This window comes from Streptomyces winkii (assembly GCF_032248595.1).
GTDB lineage: Bacteria > Actinomycetota > Actinomycetes > Streptomycetales > Streptomycetaceae > Streptomyces > Streptomyces winkii.
Window position 1 is genome coordinate 408,967 of the sequence record NZ_JASTTH010000003.1, and the last position, 16,337, is coordinate 425,303.

Here is a 16,337-nt window from a genome sequence, read left to right on the forward strand (position 1 = left end):
CCATGGCAGGCAGGAACAGCACCACCCGCAGGACGCTCCTCCGCGGCGCCCGCGTGCTCGGCGGCGAGCCCCAGGACGTACTGATCGACGGCGAGAAGATCGCCGAGACCGGCAGCGGCCTGGAGGCTGCCGGCGCCGACGTCGTCGAGGCCGGAGGACGGATCCTGCTGCCCGGCCTCGTCGATCTCCACACGCACCTGCGCGAGCCGGGCCGCGAGGACTCCGAGACCGTTCTCACCGGCACCATGGCCGCCGCCCGGGGCGGTTACACCGCCGTGCACGCCATGGCCAACACCTTCCCGGTGGCCGACACCGCCGGAGTCGTCGAACAGGTCTGGCGTCTGGGCCGCGAGTCCGGCTACTGCGACGTGCAGCCCGTCGGCGCCGTCACCGTCGGGCTGGAGGGCAAGCAGCTCGCCGAACTCGGTGCCATGCACGACTCGGCGGCGGGTGTGCGGGTCTTCTCCGACGACGGCAAGTGCGTCGACGACGCCGTGATCATGCGCCGCGCCCTGGAGTACGTGAAGGCCTTCGACGGCGTCGTCGCCCAGCACGCGCAGGAGCCGCGGCTGACCGAGGGCGCCCAGATGAACGAGGGCACCGTCTCCGCCGAACTCGGCCTGGGCGGCTGGCCCGCCGTCGCCGAGGAGTCGGTCATCGCCCGCGACGTGCTCCTCGCCGCGCACGTCGGCTCCCGCGTGCACATCTGCCACCTGTCGACGGCCGGCTCCGTCGAGCTGGTGCGCTGGGCCAAGTCCAAGGGCTGGAACGTCACCGCGGAGGTCACGCCGCACCATCTGCTGCTCACGGACGACCTCGTACGCTCCTACGACCCCGTCTACAAGGTGAACCCGCCGCTGCGCACCGAGGCCGATGTGCGGGCCCTGCGCGAGGCGCTCGCGGACGGCACGATCGACTGCGTCGCCACCGACCACGCCCCGCACCCCCACGAGGACAAGGACTGCGAGTGGGGCGCGGCGGCCATGGGGATGCTCGGCCTGGAGACGGCGCTGCCGGTGCTCCAGCACACGATGGTCGAGACGGGACTGCTGGACTGGGCCGGCCTCGCCGAGCGGATGTCGCACCGCCCGGCCGCCATCGGCCGGCTCAGCGGCCAGGGCCGTCCCGTCGCCGCCGGCGAACCCGCGAACCTGCTGCTCGTCGACCCGGACTACCGTGGGGCGGTGGACCCCGCGGGCTTCGCCTCCCGCAGCCGTAACACCCCGTACGAGGGCCGCGAACTGCCGGGACGCGTCACGCACACCTGGCTGCGGGGACGGGCAACTCTCTTCGACGGGAAACTGGCGTGATCGCACAACCCCTCGCCATCGCACACCCCCTCGCCTCGCTGACGGCCGGGGTGACGGCCCATCTGGCGGCCGAGCCCAAGTCGCAGGAGGTCACGCACTGGGCCGCACGCATCGGATGGGTCGTCGGCCTGATGCTCTTCGTCGCGCTGCTCTACTGGCTGATGCGGCAGGGCTGGAAGTGGCGCGGCACCCTCCAGGGCGACCTCCCGGAGCCGTCCGCACTCCCGGCGCCGGAGGAGAGCGGCGAGACCCTGCTCCACGCGGCCGGCCGCTACCACGGCTCCACCTCGGCCGGGCAGTGGCTGGACCGGATCGTCGCGCACGGCCTGGGCACCCGCAGCCGTGCCGAACTCACCTTGACGGAGGCGGGCGTTCACGTCGTACGGCCCGGGGCGCGTGACTTCTTCGTCCCCGCCCGGCGGCTGCTGGGCGCCCGGCTCGACAAGGGCATCGCCGGCAAGGTCCTCACCGAGGGCGGCCTGCTGGTGATCACCTGGCAGCTCGGCGACCGCCGCCTCGACTCCGGCTTCCGCCTCGACCGGGCCGCCGGGCAGGCGGACTGGGCGGAGCGCATCGAAGCACTCGCGTCCGGCGACAGCGGCGTCGCGGGACCGCACCACCCCGCAGTAACCCCGGAGAGGGACACATGATGACGAGCACCGACCGGCCTGCGGCCGAGGGTTCCGCCGTACTCGTCCTGGAGGACGGCCGCAGTTTCCGCGGACGCGCGTACGGAGCGGTGGGGGAGACCTTCGGGGAAGCCGTCTTCAACACCGGAATGACGGGATACCAGGAGACCCTCACCGACCCCTCCTACCACCGCCAGGTCGTCGTGATGACCGCCCCGCACATCGGCAACACCGGCGTGAACGACGAGGATCCGGAGTCCGCCCGCATCTGGGTCGCCGGATACGTCGTGCGCGACCCGGCCCGCAAGCCGTCCAACTGGCGCTCCGTGCGCGGCCTCGACGAGGAGCTGGCCGCGCAGGGCGTCGTCGGCATCAGCGGCGTCGACACCCGTGCGCTCACGCGCCACCTGCGCGAGCGCGGCGCGATGCGCGCCGGGATCTTCTCCGGGGAGGCGGCCGCGGCGGACGGCACGGCGCTGCTGGAGCGGGTGCGTTCGGCTCCGGCGATGACGGGCGCCGACCTGTGCGGCGAGGTCGCGACGCGGGAGCGGTACGTGGTGCCGGCGCACGGCACCAAGCGCTTCACCGTCGCCGCGGTCGACCTCGGCATCAAGGGCATGACGCCGTACCGCATGGCCGAGCGCGGCATCGAGGTCCACGTACTGCCGGCCGACTCGGCCCCCGAGGACCTCTACGCCGTCGAGCCGGACGGCGTCTTCTTCTCCAACGGGCCCGGCGACCCCGCCACCGCCGACCGACCCGTCGCGCTGATGAGGGCGGTGCTGGAGCGCGGCACGCCGCTGTTCGGCATCTGCTTCGGCAACCAGATCCTCGGACGGGCTCTCGGGTTCGGCACGTTCAAGCTCAAGTACGGCCACCGCGGCGTCAACCAGCCCGTGCAGGACCGGGTCACCGGCAAGGTCGAAGTCACGGCGCACAACCACGGGTTCGCCGTCGACGCGCCGCTCGGCACGGTCTCCGACACCCCGTACGGGCGGGCCGAGGTCTCCCACGTCTGCCTCAACGACGACGTCGTGGAAGGGCTGCGCCTGCTGGACCGGCCCGCCTTCAGCGTCCAGTACCACCCCGAGGCGGCGGCGGGCCCGCACGACGCCGCGTACCTCTTCGACCGCTTCACCGCGCTCATGGGCGGCGGCACCGACGCCGGGCGGAGCACCGGCGAACAGCACAGCGACAACCCGCACTTGGAGGACCGGCGTGCCTAAGCGCACTGACATCGAGTCCGTTCTGGTGATCGGCTCGGGCCCGATCGTGATCGGTCAGGCGGCCGAGTTCGACTACTCCGGTACGCAGGCGTGCCGGGTGCTGAAGTCGGAGGGGCTGCGGGTGATCCTCGTCAACTCCAACCCGGCGACGATCATGACCGACCCGGAGATCGCGGACGCCACGTACGTCGAGCCGATCACACCCGAGTTCGTCGAGAAGATCATCGCGAAGGAGCGCCCCGACGCGCTGCTGCCGACGCTGGGCGGCCAGACGGCGCTCAACACGGCGATCTCGCTCCACGAGTCGGGGACGCTGACCGAGTACGGCGTCGAGCTGATCGGCGCCAACGTCGAAGCCATCAACAAGGGCGAGGACCGCGACCAGTTCAAGGAGGTCGTCGAGGCGGTGCGGCAGCGTATCGGCCACGGCTCCTCGGCCCGGTCGGTCATCTGCCACTCCATGGACGAGGTGCTCGCGGGGGTCGACGGCCTCGGCGGCTACCCCGTCGTCGTACGCCCGTCGTTCACGATGGGCGGCGCGGGCTCGGGCTTCGCGCACGACGAGGAGGAACTGCGGCGCATCGCCGGCCAGGGGCTGGCGCTCTCCCCGACGAGCGAGGTGCTGCTGGAGGAGTCGATCCTCGGGTGGAAGGAGTACGAGCTGGAGCTGATGCGCGACAAGCACGACAACGTCGTGGTCGTCTGCTCCATCGAGAACTTCGACCCGATGGGCGTGCACACCGGCGACTCCATCACCGTCGCCCCGGCGATGACGCTCACCGACCGGGAGTACCAGATCCTGCGGGACATCGGCATCGCCGTGATCCGCGAGGTGGGGGTCGACACCGGCGGCTGCAACATCCAGTTCGCCGTCGACCCTGCCGACGGCAGGGTCGTCGTGATCGAGATGAACCCGAGGGTCTCGCGCTCCTCCGCGCTGGCCTCCAAGGCCACCGGCTTCCCCATCGCGAAGATCGCGGCGAAGCTGGCCGTGGGCTACACGCTGGACGAGATCCCCAACGACATCACCGAGGAGACGCCCGCGTCCTTCGAGCCCACCCTCGACTATGTCGTGGTCAAGGCGCCGCGGTTCGCCTTCGAGAAGTTCCCGGCTGCGGACGACTCCCTCACCACCACCATGAAGTCGGTGGGCGAGGCGATGGCGATCGGCCGTAACTTCCCGGAGGCGCTCAACAAGGCGCTGCGCTCCCTGGAGAAGAAGGGCAGCCAGTTCGACTTCATCTCACCGGTGGGGGAGAAGAGCGAGCTGCTGAAGCGGGCCGCCCGCCCGACCGACGGACGGATCAACACCGTGATGGACGCGATCCGTGCCGGGGCGAGCCAGGAGGAGGTCTTCGCCGCGACGAAGATCGACCCCTGGTTCACCGACCAGCTCTTCCTGATCCGCGAGGTCGCCCAAGAGCTCGCGGCGGCACGGGAGTTGAGCCCGCAGCTGCTCGCGTGGGCGAAGCGCCACGGCTTCTCGGACGCGCAGATCGCCGACGTACGGTCCCTGCGCGAGGACGTCGTGCGCGAGGTGCGGCACGCGCTCGGAATCCGCCCCGTCTACAAGACGGTCGACACCTGCGCCGCCGAATTCGCCGCCCGTACGCCGTACTTCTACTCCTCCTACGACGAGGAGACGGAAATCGCACCGCGCGAGAAGCCCGCGGTGATCATCCTCGGGTCCGGGCCCAACCGCATCGGCCAGGGCATCGAGTTCGACTACTCGTGCGTGCACGCGTCCTTCGCGCTCGGTGAGGCCGGCTACGAGACCGTGATGGTGAACTGCAACCCGGAGACCGTCTCCACCGACTACGACACCTCCGACCGGCTCTACTTCGAGCCGCTCACGCTGGAGGACGTGCTGGAGATCGTCCACGCCGAGCAGGCGGCCGGGCCCGTCGCGGGCGTCATCGTCCAGCTCGGCGGGCAGACCCCGCTCGGCCTGGCGCAGGCGCTCAAGGAGGCCGGCGTGCCGATCGTGGGCACGCCCCCCGAGGCGATCAACCTCGCCGAGGAGCGCGGCGCCTTCGGGCGGGTGCTGGAGGAGGCGGGGCTCCCCGCGCCCAAGTACGGCACCGCCTACTCCTTCGACCAGGCGAAGGACATCGCCGCCGGCATCAACTACCCCGTGATGGTGCGCCCTTCGTACGTGCTGGGCGGACGCGGCATGGAGATCGTCTACGACGAGGCCGCGCTCGCCGCGTACTTGGAGCGCCACGCGGGGCTGATCTCCGAACACCCCGTGCTCATCGACCGGTTCCTCGACGACGCCATCGAGATCGACGTCGACGCCCTCTACGACGGCCGGGAGCTCTATCTCGGGGGCGTGATGGAGCACATCGAGGAGGCCGGCATCCACTCGGGCGACTCCGCGTGCGCCTTGCCACCCATCACTCTCGGCGGACACGACATCAAGCGGCTGCGCGCCTCGACCGAGGCGATCGCGCGCGGAGTCGGCGTACGCGGCCTGATCAACATCCAGTTCGCGATGGCCGGGGACATCCTCTACGTACTGGAGGCCAACCCGCGCGCCTCGCGCACCGTCCCCTTCACCTCCAAGGCGACAGCGGTGCCGCTGGCCAAGGCCGCCGCCCGTATCTCCCTCGGCACCACCGTCGCGCAGCTGCGGGCCGAGGGCATGCTCCCGGCCAGCGGCGACGGCGGCGATCTGCCGCTGGACGCGCCCATCTCCGTCAAGGAGGCGGTGCTGCCGTGGACGCGCTTCCGCGATGTGCAGGGACGCGGTGTGGACACCGTCCTCGGCCCGGAGATGCGCTCCACAGGCGAAGTCATGGGCATCGACGCCGTCTTCGGCACCTCCTATGCCAAGTCGCAGGCCGCCGCGTACGGTGCGCTGCCCACCAAGGGGCGGGCGTTCGTCTCCGTCGCCAACCGCGACAAGCGCTCGCTGATCTTCCCCGCGCGCGAACTGGCCGCCATGGGCTTCGAGTTGCTGGCGACCTCGGGCACCGCCGAGGTCCTCAAGCGCAACGGCATCAACGCCACCGTCGTACGCAAGCACAGCCAGGGCCCCGGCCCGAACGGCGAGCCCACCGTCGTACAGCTCATCCACGACGGCCACATCGATCTGATCGTCAACACCCCCTGGGGCACCGGCGGGCGCCTCGACGGATACGACATCCGCACCGCCGCCGTCGCCCGCGCCGTCCCCTGCCTGACGACCGTCCAGGCACTGGCCGCCGCGGTGCAGGGCATCGAGGCGCTGGCGCGCGGCGAGGTCGGGGTCCGTTCGCTCCAGGACCACGCGGACCACCTCACGGCGGCCCGCGGGTCCGGCTGAGCCATCCCGTCACCCCGTCTCCGTCCATCCGTCCGAACTCCGTCGACTCCCTCAGCCCGTACGCACGCGAAGGTCCGGCCCTCATGTACTCCCTGCTCTTCAAGACCGTCTTCGCGCGGATGGATCCCGAGAAGGCCCATCGGCTGGCCTTCGCCCTGATCCGTCTCGCGGCACGGGCGCCGGTGGTGCGGGCCCTGACCGCGGCCCGGTTCGCGCCGCGCCGCGCGGAGCTGGGGGTCCGTGCCCTGGGCCGCGACATGCCGGGGCCCTTCGGGCTCGCCGCGGGCTTCGACAAGAACGCCGAGGGGATCGACGGTCTGACGATGCTCGGCTTCGACCACGTCGAGGTCGGCACCGTCACCGGGCAGCCGCAGCCCGGCAATCCGCCGAGACGCCTCTTCCGGCTGCTGCCGGACCGCGCCCTGATCAACCGCATGGGCTTCAACAACGACGGTTCGGCCGCCGTCGCCGCCCGGCTCGCGGCGCGCGCGCGGCGCCGGGGCGGCCCCGGCCGCGGCCCCGTGATCGGCGTCAACATCGGCAAGACCAAGGCGGTTCCGGAGGAGGAGGCCGTCGCCGACTACGTCGCCTCGGCCCGGCGCCTCGCCGCATACGCCGACTACCTCGTCGTCAACGTCTCCTCGCCCAACACCCCGGGCCTGCGCGACCTCCAGGCCGCCGAGGCGCTGCGGCCACTGCTCGGCGCCGTACGGGAGGCCGCAGACGAGGCGGTGCCGGGCCGCCGCGTGCCGCTGCTGGTGAAGATCGCGCCCGACCTCGCCGACGAGGACGTGGACGCCGTCGCGGACCTCGCCGTCGACCTCGGGCTGGACGGCGTCATCGCCACCAACACCACCGTCGCCCGGGACGGGCTCGGGCTGAGTGCCGACCCGTCCGTCGTCGCGGAGACCGGAGGCCTGTCCGGAGCCCCGCTGCGCGAGCGCTCGCTGGAGGTGCTGCGCCGCCTGTACGCGCGGGTCGGGGACCGGGTCACCCTGGTCGGCGTCGGCGGGGTCACCACGCCCGAGGACCTGTGGCAGCGCATCCTCGCCGGCGCCACGCTCGTACAGGGGTACAGCGCTTTCGTCTACGAGGGCCCCGGCTGGGCCCGGACACTGCACGACGGGCTCGCGGCACGGCTCGCGGCCAGCCCGTACGGGACACTCGCCGAGGCCGTCGGCGCGGAACACAGGAAGGCCGAAGCCGCATGAACCCGCTGAACCCCAGCACCGCGAGCCCTGGCGGATCCGGCGGCTCCAGTACGAACGGCGAATCCAGTACTGACGGCGGCTCCGGCGCCAACGGCTCCGGCGCCAACGGCTCCCGTCAGCGGCGGCAGGAGCCCTTCGGGGCCCGGCTGCGCACCGCCATCGACGCGCGCGGCCCGCTCTGCGTCGGCATCGACCCGCACGCGGCGCTGCTGGCCGACTGGGGTCTGGGCGACGACATCGCCGGTCTGGAGCGGTTCACCCGCACCGTGGTCGAGGCGCTGGCGGACCGGGTCGCCGTGCTCAAGCCCCAGTCCGCCTTCTTCGAGCGCTTCGGCTCCCGCGGCATCGCGGTCCTGGAGCGTGCCGTCGCCGAGTCGCGGGACGCCGGTGCGCTGATCGTCATGGACGCCAAGCGCGGTGACATCGGCTCGACCATGGCCGCCTACGCCGACGCCTACCTCGACCCGTCCTCCCCTCTCTTCTCGGACGCGCTGACCGTCAGCCCGTATCTGGGCTTCGGCTCGCTGCGTCCCGCGGTCGACCGCGCCCGCGCGGCGGGCTGCGGGCTCTTCGTGCTCGCCCTGACCTCCAACCCCGAGGGCGCGGAGGTGCAGCACGCCGTCCGCGAAGACGGCCGCAGCGTCGCATCCGGCATCCTGGCGGACCTCGCGCGGGAGAACGCGGACGAGACACCGCTCGGCTCCTTCGGCGCGGTCGTCGGTGCCACCCTCGGCACTTCCGGCAGCGGCGGGGTCGACCTCGCCGTCAACGGACCGCTCCTCGCCCCCGGGATCGGGGCCCAGGGCGCGACGGCCGACGATCTGCCCCGGGTCTTCGGCCCGGCAGTGGCCAACGTCCTGCCGTCCATCAGCAGGGGAGTGCTGCGGCACGGGCCGTCCGCCGTGGTCCTGCGTGAGGCGGCCGTGCGCGAGGCGAGCCTGCTGGCACAGGCCCTCGCGTGAGGCCTCGCGGGAAGCCACGCGTGAAGTCGCACAAAGTCCCGCACAGTTCGGCGTACCCGGTCAGTACGGCACGAACTGTCGCGAACCAGACGCCTGGACGGGCCGAGTCCGCGCCCCCGATGCCCCTTCACAGTTCCGCTTATTCCGCCGCCCCGTACCCGCGCCGTACCTGCGGAGATGACTCCCGGCAACGCCGACAGCCGTGAAAAAACGCGCAGTTGGGCAAAAAACTGGGGTGTTTTGCCCCCGTATGTACCGATCGACTTGAGTCTGACCAGGACTTTTCCGCAGTTCTCGCTGACTCAGGCGCGCTCGCCCGCTAGTCTCCGTCGGGAGCAGCGTGAACAGGCGCGTTGCTTGCTGCCCCGCCCATGCGGGGCTACGAGGTTCCTCACCGAATCCATTTCCCGACAGTTCTAACTGAGGTGACGTAGGCGTGGCTCTTCCGCCCCTTACCCCTGAACAGCGCGCAGCCGCGCTCGAAAAGGCCGCCGCGGCTCGCCGGGAGCGCGCCGAGGTCAAGAACCGGCTGAAGCACTCCGGTGCGACCCTGCACGATGTGATCAAACAGGGCCAGGAGAACGACGTCATCGGCAAGATGAAGGTCAGTGCTCTCCTGGAGAGTCTGCCCGGCGTCGGCAAGGTCCGAGCCAAGCAGATCATGGAGCGTCTCGGGATCTCCGAGAGCCGCCGCGTACGTGGCCTCGGCTCCAACCAGATCGCGGCCCTGGAGCGGGAGTTCGGCGGCGCGTCCGCCTGACCCCGCACAGCACGGCACCGTGGGCTCCGGCCTGCGGTGCCGTGGTGGCAAGGCACCGCCGAAAACCGGGATAATCGCTGCATGAGTACCGCAGCCCCCCGGGGGGCCACCCCCGAACCTCCCGCCGGCACGCCGCGGCTGACCGTGCTCTCCGGCCCCTCGGGCGTCGGCAAGAGCACGGTCGTCGCGCATCTGCGCAAGGTCCATCCCGAGGTCTGGCTGTCCGTCTCCGCCACGACGCGCAGGCCGCGGCGCGGCGAGGTGCACGGCGTGCAGTACTTCTTCGTGAGCGACGAGGAGTTCGACAAGCTCGTCGCCAACGGCGAGCTGCTGGAGTGGGCCGAGTTCGCGGGCAACCGCTACGGCACCCCCCGCGGTCCCGTACTGGAGCATCTGGAACGCGGCGAGCCCGTCCTGCTGGAGATCGACCTCCAGGGCGCGCGGCTGGTGAGGCAGGCGATGCCCTCGGCGCGGCTGGTGTTTCTCGCGCCCCCCAGCTGGGAGGAACTGGTGCGCCGGCTGACCGACCGGGGCACGGAGGCCCCCGAGGTGATCGAGCGCCGTCTCGCGGTGGCCCGTACGGAGCTGGCGGCAGAAGAAGAGTTCGACGTCACCCTTGTCAATACCTCGGTCGAGGACGTCAGCGCCGAGCTGCTAGCCTTGATGCGGATCGCTTGATTCTTGATCTTTTTCCGACCTTCACACACCCTCCGGAAGGCAGAGCGTGTCCTCTTCCATCTCCACGCCCGAGGGCATCATCAACCCGCCGATTGATGAGCTGCTCGAAGCCACCGACTCGAAGTACAGCCTGGTGATCTACGCAGCGAAGCGCGCGCGTCAGATCAACGCGTACTACTCGCAGCTCGGTGAGGGCCTCCTCGAATACGTGGGCCCCCTGGTGGACACCCACGTCCACGAGAAGCCGCTCTCGATCGCTCTCCGCGAGATCAACGCGGGGCTGCTGACGTCCGAGGCCGTCGACGTGCCCGTCACGCAGTAACGGGCCTCCCGGCAGGCACAGGACCAGCACCCGGCTTCTCCCACGGGCCCGGCGGCGCGGCCGCCGGGCCCGTGGTATGTCATGGGCGGGTGAGCCGAAACGCAGAAGCAGGGCAGGCCGGCCCGGAGCGACGGGCACCGCGTGGGGAGAGGCGAGCGATGGAGCAGCGCCAGCACGAGCGGCCGAGGGTCGTTCTGGGAGTCACCGGAGGCATCGCCGCGTACAAGGCGTGCGAGCTGCTGCGCCGCCTGACGGAGAGCGGCCACGAGACCCGTGTGGTGCCGACCGAGTCGGCGCTCCACTTCGTCGGCGCCGCGACCTTCGCCGCGCTGTCCGGCAACCCGGTGGCCACGGACGTGTGGGAGTCGGTCCACGAGGTCCCGCACGTACGGATCGGGCAGGCCGCAGACCTGGTCGTGGTCGCCCCGGCCACCGCCGACGTCCTCGCCAAGGCCGCCCACGGCCTCGCGGACGATCTGCTCACCAACACCCTTCTCACGGCGCGATGTCCGGTGGTCTTCGCGCCCGCGATGCACACCGAAATGTGGGAGCACCCGGCCACGCAGGAGAACGTCGCGACGCTGCGCCGCCGCGGCTGCCTCGTCATCGAGCCCGCCGTGGGGCGGCTGACCGGGGCCGACACCGGCAAGGGACGCTTTCCGGACCCGGAGAGGATCTACGAGTTGTGCCGGCGGGTGCTGGACCGCGGGGGCGTGGACGAGGCCTCCGACCTCGCCGGGCGGCACGTGGTGATCAGCGCGGGCGGTACGCGCGAACCGCTCGACCCCGTACGGTTCCTGGGCAACCGCTCCTCCGGAAAGCAGGGTTACGCGCTGGCCCGTACAGCCGCGGCCCGAGGCGCGCGCGTCACTCTGGTCGCGGCCAACAGCACCCTTGCCGCTCCCGCCGGAGTCGACGTGGTGACCGTGGAGACGGCCGTGCAGCTGCGGGAGGCGGTGGTCAAGGCCGCGGCTGACGCGGACGCCGTCGTGATGGCCGCGGCCGTCGCGGACTTCCGTCCCGCCGTCTACGCCCCCGGCAAGATCAAGAAGCGCAACGGCGTCGACCCCGACCCGGTCGCTCTCGTGCGCAATCCCGACATCCTCGCCGAACTCTCCACCGACCGGCCGCGCGCCGGCCAGATCGTCGTCGGCTTCGCCGCCGAGACCGACGACGTCCTCGCCAACGGACGAGCCAAGCTCGCGCGCAAGCGATGCGACCTTCTCGTCGTCAACGAGGTGGGCGAGAGGAAGACTTTCGGCGCCGAGGAGAACGAGGCCGTGGTGCTCGGCGCGGACGGCAGCGAGACACCGGTCCCCTACGGCCCCAAAGAAGCGCTGTCCGATACGGTTTGGGACCTGGTCGCACTGCGTTTCCCGTGATCCCCGAACGGCCTCCCCGAGTGGCCGGAACCAACGGTTCCGTGGGGCCCGGCTTGTGCGGTATGTCACGAGGTGGCCGCTGCACGGCAGAGCCGTCAAGGGCGCCTCGGGCGCCGCTCGGGGCAGGGTTACGCAGGTCACCGTGGTTTCGAAGTTCGAGACGACGTGATTGGATGCGGCCGTAGATGGATAAACTGGCGGCGGATCGTGCTTGAGCGCGTGCTAGAGCGCAGCCTCCGACCGGTCCGCCCATTGAATAGCCAGCAGCCGCTGCAACCCCAGGGAGCGATGTGTCCCGCCGTCTGTTCACCTCGGAATCCGTGACCGAGGGTCACCCTGACAAGATTGCTGACCAGATCAGCGACACCATCCTCGACGCGCTGCTCAAGGAAGACCCGCACTCGCGGGTCGCCGTCGAGACTCTGATCACCACCGGCCTGGTGCACGTCGCCGGTGAAGTGACCACCAAGGCCTACGCGCCGATCTCTTCGCTGGTGCGCAACAAGATCCTCGACATCGGCTACGACTCCTCGAAGAAGGGCTTCGACGGCGCCTCCTGCGGCGTCTCGGAGTCCATCGGCGCCCAGTCGCCCGACATCGCGCAGGGCGTCGACACCGCGTACGAGAACCGCGTCGAGGGCGACGAGGACGAGCTCGACAAGCAGGGCGCCGGCGACCAGGGCCTGATGTTCGGCTACGCCTGCGACGAGACCGCCGAGTACATGCCGCTGCCGGTGCAGCTGGCCCACCGGCTCTCGGAGCGCCTGTCCGAGGTCCGCAAGAACGGCACGATCCCCTACCTGCGCCCCGACGGCAAGACGCAGGTCACCATCGAGTACGACGGCGACAAGGCCGTCCGCCTCGACACCGTCGTGGTCTCCTCGCAGCACGCCGCGGACATCGACCTCGACTCCCTGCTCGCCCCCGACATCCGTGAGTACGTCGTGGAGCCGGAGCTCAAGCGCCTCGTCGACGAGGACGGCGTCAAGCTGGAGACCAGCGGCTACCGGCTGCTGGTCAACCCCACCGGCCGCTTCGAGATCGGCGGCCCCATGGGCGACGCCGGCCTGACCGGCCGCAAGATCATCGTCGACACCTACGGCGGCATGGCCCGCCACGGCGGCGGCGCCTTCTCCGGCAAGGACCCCTCCAAGGTCGACCGGTCGGCGGCGTACGCGATGCGCTGGGTCGCCAAGAACGTCGTGGCCGCCGAACTGGCCACCCGCTGCGAGGTCCAGGTCGCCTACGCGATCGGCAAGGCCGAGCCGGTGGGCGTCTTCGTCGAGACCTTCGGCACCGCCACCGTCGACGTGGACAAGATCGAGCAGGCGATCGGCGAGGTCTTCGACCTCCGCCCGGCCGCGATCATCCGCGACCTCGACCTGCTGCGTCCGATCTACGCCCAGACCGCGGCGTACGGCCACTTCGGCCGCGAACTCCCGGACTTCACCTGGGAGCGCACGGACCGCGTGGACGCACTGCGCAAGGCCGTCGGGCTGTAAGCACCCCGCACCGCCGAGCGCACGGACTCCGGGCCCGGCCGCCCTTCACGGGGCGGCCGGGCCTCGTCGTGCTCGGCTCAGGGCGGTCCCCTGCGGCCGCAGGCCGGTGCTGTCCGTGGCGTCTGCTATGACTGAACGCTGTGAGCAGCGGTGACGGGGAACAGGAGTCATCCGGTGAGGCGCCGGAGCAGCTCGCGCTGCTGCGGGAGACCGTGCGGAAGCGCAAGCCGCCGAAGGCGAAGCCGCGGACGTGGCGGGGGGCGGAGCTGGCCTCGGAGCGGCCCGTGGCGCGGGTGCTGGTGGACAAGGGGCTCGTACATCTCGACCGGTACTTCGACTACGCGGTGCCGGCGGCGATGGACGAGGAGGCGCAGCCCGGAGTGCGGGTGCGCGTGCGGTTCGGCGCGGGGGAGAAGGAGGGGCGGCGTGAGGGCGGGCGGCTGATCAACGGGTTCGTCGTGGAGCGGGTCGCCCGCAGCGACTATCCGGGGACCCTGGCGCCGATCGCCCAGGTGCTCTCGCCGGAGCGTGTGCTCACGCCTGAGCTGCTCCGGCTGTGCCGCGCGGTCGCCGACCGGTACGCCGGATCGCTCGCGGACGTCGTGCAGTTGGCGGTGCCTCCGCGCATGGCCCGCGCGGAGAAGCGCGCCTCACCCGAGCCGCGGCCCTCGCCGGAGCCGCCCGCCCCGGGGACCTGGGAGCGGTACGCCGAGGGCGCGGGATATCTGAGCGCGCTGGCCGAGGGCGGCACCCCCCGTGCCGTATGGGCGGCGCTGCCCGGACCGCACTGGCCCGACGAGCTCGCGCGGGCCGTGGCCGCGGCGCTCGCATCGGGCCGGGGTGCGCTGGCGGTGCTGCCCGACGGGCGCGCGGCGCAGCGGGTCGACGATGCGCTCACCTCGCTGCTCGGCGAGGGGCGGCACGTGCTGCTGACCGCCGAGTCCGGGCCCGAGGAGCGCTATGCGCGCTGGCTCGCGGTCAACCGCGGCTCGGTGCGCGCGGTGGTGGGGACGAGGGCGGCGATGTTCGCGCCGGTGCGCGATCTCGGGCTGGCCGTCCTGTGGGACGACGGGGACGCCGCCCACAGCGACGACCACGCCCCGCAGCCGCACGCACGGGAGGTGCTGCTCCAGCGTGCCGTCACCGAGCAGGCGGGCTTTCTGCTCGGGGGGCACAGCGTCACCGTCGAGGCCGCGCAGCTCGTCGAGTCGGGCTGGGCGCGGCCCCTGGAGGCCGACAGGGAGACGCTGCGCAGGACGGCGCCCCTGATCCGTACGGTCGGCGAGTACGACGAGGCCCGCGACCCCGCGGCCCGCACGGCTCGACTGCCCAGCCTGGCCTGGAACACGGCGCGGGACGCGCTGCGCCGTGGCCCCGTCCTGGTGCAGGTGCCGCGGCGCGGCTACGTACCGCGGCTGTCGTGCGAGCGGTGCCGCGCACCCGCCCGGTGCCGGCACTGCTCGGGGCCGCTCGAAGCGCTGGAGGAAGGCGGAGCGCTGCGCTGCGGCTGGTGCGCACGCGAGGCGCCCGACTGGCACTGCGCGCAGTGCGGTGGGGTGCGGCTGCGTGGTCAGGTCTTCGGAGCGCGGCGCACAGCTGAGGAGTTGGGGAGGGCGTTCCCCTCGGTGCCGGTGCGCACCTCGGGGCGTGATCACGTACTGGGCAGCGTCCCGGACTCCCCGGCGATCGTCGTCTCCACGCCCGGTGCGGAGCCCGTCGCGGAGGGCGCCGGATATGCGGCCGCGCTGCTGCTGGACGGCTGGGCGCTGCTGGGCCGTCCCGATCTGCGCGCCGGGGAGGAGGCGCTGCGCAGATGGCTGTCGGCCGCCGCGCTCGTACGGCCGGGAGGCGGGGGCGAGAAGGAGACCGCGGAAGAGACCGATGACGGGGGAGAGGGAGCGGGAGTGAGCGGGGCGGAGGGCTCGGACGGGACCGTGCTGATCGTCGCCGAGCCCACGCTGCGGCCCGTGCAGGCGCTGGTGCGCTGGGACCCGGCGGGCTTCGCGGTGCGCGAGCTCGCGGACCGCGCGGAGCTGGGCTTCCCCCCGGTCTCACGGATGGCGGCGGTCAGCGGCCGGGCCGAGGCCGTGTCCGCTCTGCTCTCCCAGGCCGAACTGCCCGGAGACGCCGAGGTGCTGGGGCCGGTGCCGGTCCCCGTGATCGAGCCGGGCCGCCCGCGCCGCCCCGGCGATCCGCCGGCGGGGGAGCAGTGGGTCCGTGCGCTGGTACGGGTGCCTCAGGGCTCCGGCGCGGCACTCGCGTCCGCGCTGAAGACGGCGCACGCCGCGCGGCTGACGCGGCGTGAGGGTGCACCGGTGCAGATCAGGATCGATCCGACCGACATCGGCTGACGAGCCGTGGCGTGAGGAGTGCGGACGTCACACCGCCCGGCGGCGTACGGAACGCCACCGGGCGGTGGAGCAACGGCCGTGGAGGAGTCAGCCGTTGCGGGGGCCGGGGAGGGCCCCCGGTCTGTGGTGGCGGTCGCGGTCGCCCTGACCGGGCACCGGTCGCGGCGCGGCCAGCGGATTCCCGCTCCCGGCCGCGGACCTCGACGGCGCACCGGACGGTGAGGCGGCCCCCGCCGGGAGGGCCTTCCCGCTGCCCGCCGCGCCCGGGATCGCCGGTACGGCCCCGGACGAGGCCGGAGCGTCGGCGGACTGCCCGTCCTGCTCGGCCAGTTCACGCGAGGCGTTGCGGCGCGATCCGTAACGGCGGTGCACCGCCTGCTTGGTGACTCCGAGCGCGGATCCCACGGCGTCCCAGGAGAATCCCAGCGACCGGTCGAAGTCGACTGCCGCGGTGACGAGCGTCTCCACGCTGTCCCGCAGTTCCTGCGCGAGCCGCACCGTCGGGGCGGGAGCGCGTCCGTAGACGACGAAGCCCGCGGACGGGGCGGACCGTCGCGGGCGGTAGACATTGCCGAGTTGGGCGGTGAGGGTACGCAGCGCGTCCACCTGGCGGCGGACCCGCTCGATGTCCCGCACCAGCAGGTGCAGGCTGGCCCTCGCCTGGGCGTCGTGGGTTGCGTGGTCGGCCATGAACAAG

At 72.0% G+C, this 16,337-nt stretch carries 13 protein-coding genes; 12 read left to right on the forward strand and 1 reads right to left on the reverse strand.

Annotated elements, in window-relative coordinates:
• Positions 1–2: 2 nt before the first annotated feature.
• The 12 genes from QQM67_RS10365 (at position 3) to QQM67_RS10420 (ending at position 15,640) form a co-directional block, all read left to right on the forward strand.
• The gene (locus QQM67_RS10365) at positions 3–1,310 is read left to right on the forward strand and encodes a dihydroorotase (protein ID WP_314173395.1); all 1,308 of its coding nucleotides are present in this window, start codon (positions 3–5) and stop codon (positions 1,308–1,310) included.
• Positions 1,307–1,960: a PH-like domain-containing protein gene (locus QQM67_RS10370; RefSeq protein ID WP_399066088.1), complete on the forward strand. Its 654-nt coding sequence runs from the start codon at positions 1,307–1,309 to the stop codon at positions 1,958–1,960. The genes QQM67_RS10365 and QQM67_RS10370 overlap by 4 nt, the downstream gene beginning before the upstream one ends.
• Complete coding sequence (gene carA / locus QQM67_RS10375) at positions 1,960–3,165, forward strand: glutamine-hydrolyzing carbamoyl-phosphate synthase small subunit (protein ID WP_314173396.1); 1,206 nt, start codon at positions 1,960–1,962, stop codon at positions 3,163–3,165. The genes QQM67_RS10370 and carA overlap by 1 nt, the downstream gene beginning before the upstream one ends.
• Positions 3,158–6,472 carry a carbamoyl-phosphate synthase large subunit gene (carB, locus tag QQM67_RS10380; protein ID WP_314173397.1) on the forward strand — a complete coding sequence of 1,105 codons (3,315 nt, stop codon included), beginning with the start codon at positions 3,158–3,160 and terminating at the stop codon, positions 6,470–6,472. Before carA ends, carB begins: the two co-directional genes overlap by 8 nt.
• Before the next feature lie 83 nt (positions 6,473–6,555).
• Positions 6,556–7,683: a quinone-dependent dihydroorotate dehydrogenase gene (locus QQM67_RS10385; RefSeq protein WP_314173398.1), complete on the forward strand. Its 1,128-nt coding sequence runs from the start codon at positions 6,556–6,558 to the stop codon at positions 7,681–7,683.
• Positions 7,680–8,645, forward strand: coding sequence for an orotidine-5'-phosphate decarboxylase (gene pyrF / locus QQM67_RS10390; RefSeq protein WP_314173399.1), 966 nt, complete (start codon positions 7,680–7,682; stop codon positions 8,643–8,645). Before QQM67_RS10385 ends, pyrF begins: the two co-directional genes overlap by 4 nt.
• A gap of 436 nt (positions 8,646–9,081) precedes the next feature.
• On the forward strand, positions 9,082–9,405 hold the full coding sequence (gene mihF, locus QQM67_RS10395; RefSeq protein ID WP_028431629.1) for an integration host factor, actinobacterial type: 324 nt from the start codon (positions 9,082–9,084) through the stop codon (positions 9,403–9,405).
• 81 nt (positions 9,406–9,486) lie between these two features.
• The gene (gene gmk, locus QQM67_RS10400; protein ID WP_314173400.1) at positions 9,487–10,083 is read left to right on the forward strand and encodes a guanylate kinase; all 597 of its coding nucleotides are present in this window, start codon (positions 9,487–9,489) and stop codon (positions 10,081–10,083) included.
• A gap of 46 nt (positions 10,084–10,129) precedes the next feature.
• Complete coding sequence (gene rpoZ / locus QQM67_RS10405) at positions 10,130–10,405, forward strand: DNA-directed RNA polymerase subunit omega (RefSeq protein WP_028431631.1); 276 nt, start codon at positions 10,130–10,132, stop codon at positions 10,403–10,405.
• Positions 10,406–10,563: 158 nt separating this feature from the next.
• On the forward strand, positions 10,564–11,787 hold the full coding sequence (gene coaBC, locus QQM67_RS10410) for a bifunctional phosphopantothenoylcysteine decarboxylase/phosphopantothenate--cysteine ligase CoaBC (protein WP_314173401.1): 1,224 nt from the start codon (positions 10,564–10,566) through the stop codon (positions 11,785–11,787).
• A 290-nt stretch (positions 11,788–12,077) separates the two neighbouring features.
• Complete coding sequence (metK, locus tag QQM67_RS10415; protein WP_314173402.1) at positions 12,078–13,289, forward strand: methionine adenosyltransferase; 1,212 nt, start codon at positions 12,078–12,080, stop codon at positions 13,287–13,289.
• Positions 13,290–13,429: 140 nt separating this feature from the next.
• Positions 13,430–15,640 carry a primosomal protein N' gene (locus QQM67_RS10420; protein WP_314173403.1) on the forward strand — a complete coding sequence of 737 codons (2,211 nt, stop codon included), beginning with the start codon at positions 13,430–13,432 and terminating at the stop codon, positions 15,638–15,640.
• An 87-nt stretch (positions 15,641–15,727) separates the two neighbouring features.
• On the opposite strand, the gene QQM67_RS10425 is transcribed toward QQM67_RS10420, so the two are convergent.
• Positions 15,728–16,330 (reverse strand): hypothetical protein, encoded by a 603-nt coding sequence (locus QQM67_RS10425; protein ID WP_314173404.1) that lies wholly within the window; start codon positions 16,328–16,330, stop codon positions 15,728–15,730.
• Positions 16,331–16,337 lie beyond the last annotated feature (7 nt).

What these genes read in the sequence shown, in the direction of transcription:
- QQM67_RS10365 (WP_314173395.1), top strand. Translation starts at nt 3, where the DNA reads ATGGCAGGCAGGAACAGCACCACCCGCAGGACGCTCCTCCGCGGCGCC.
- carA (WP_314173396.1), top strand. Translation starts at nt 1,960, where the DNA reads ATGACGAGCACCGACCGGCCTGCGGCCGAGGGTTCCGCCGTACTCGTC.
- QQM67_RS10385 (WP_314173398.1), top strand. Translation starts at nt 6,556, where the DNA reads ATGTACTCCCTGCTCTTCAAGACCGTCTTCGCGCGGATGGATCCCGAG.
- pyrF (WP_314173399.1), top strand. Translation starts at nt 7,680, where the DNA reads ATGAACCCGCTGAACCCCAGCACCGCGAGCCCTGGCGGATCCGGCGGC.
- gmk (WP_314173400.1), top strand. Translation starts at nt 9,487, where the DNA reads ATGAGTACCGCAGCCCCCCGGGGGGCCACCCCCGAACCTCCCGCCGGC.
- coaBC (WP_314173401.1), top strand. Translation starts at nt 10,564, where the DNA reads ATGGAGCAGCGCCAGCACGAGCGGCCGAGGGTCGTTCTGGGAGTCACC.
- QQM67_RS10425 (WP_314173404.1), bottom strand. Translation starts at nt 16,330, where the DNA reads ATGGCCGACCACGCAACCCACGACGCCCAGGCGAGGGCCAGCCTGCAC.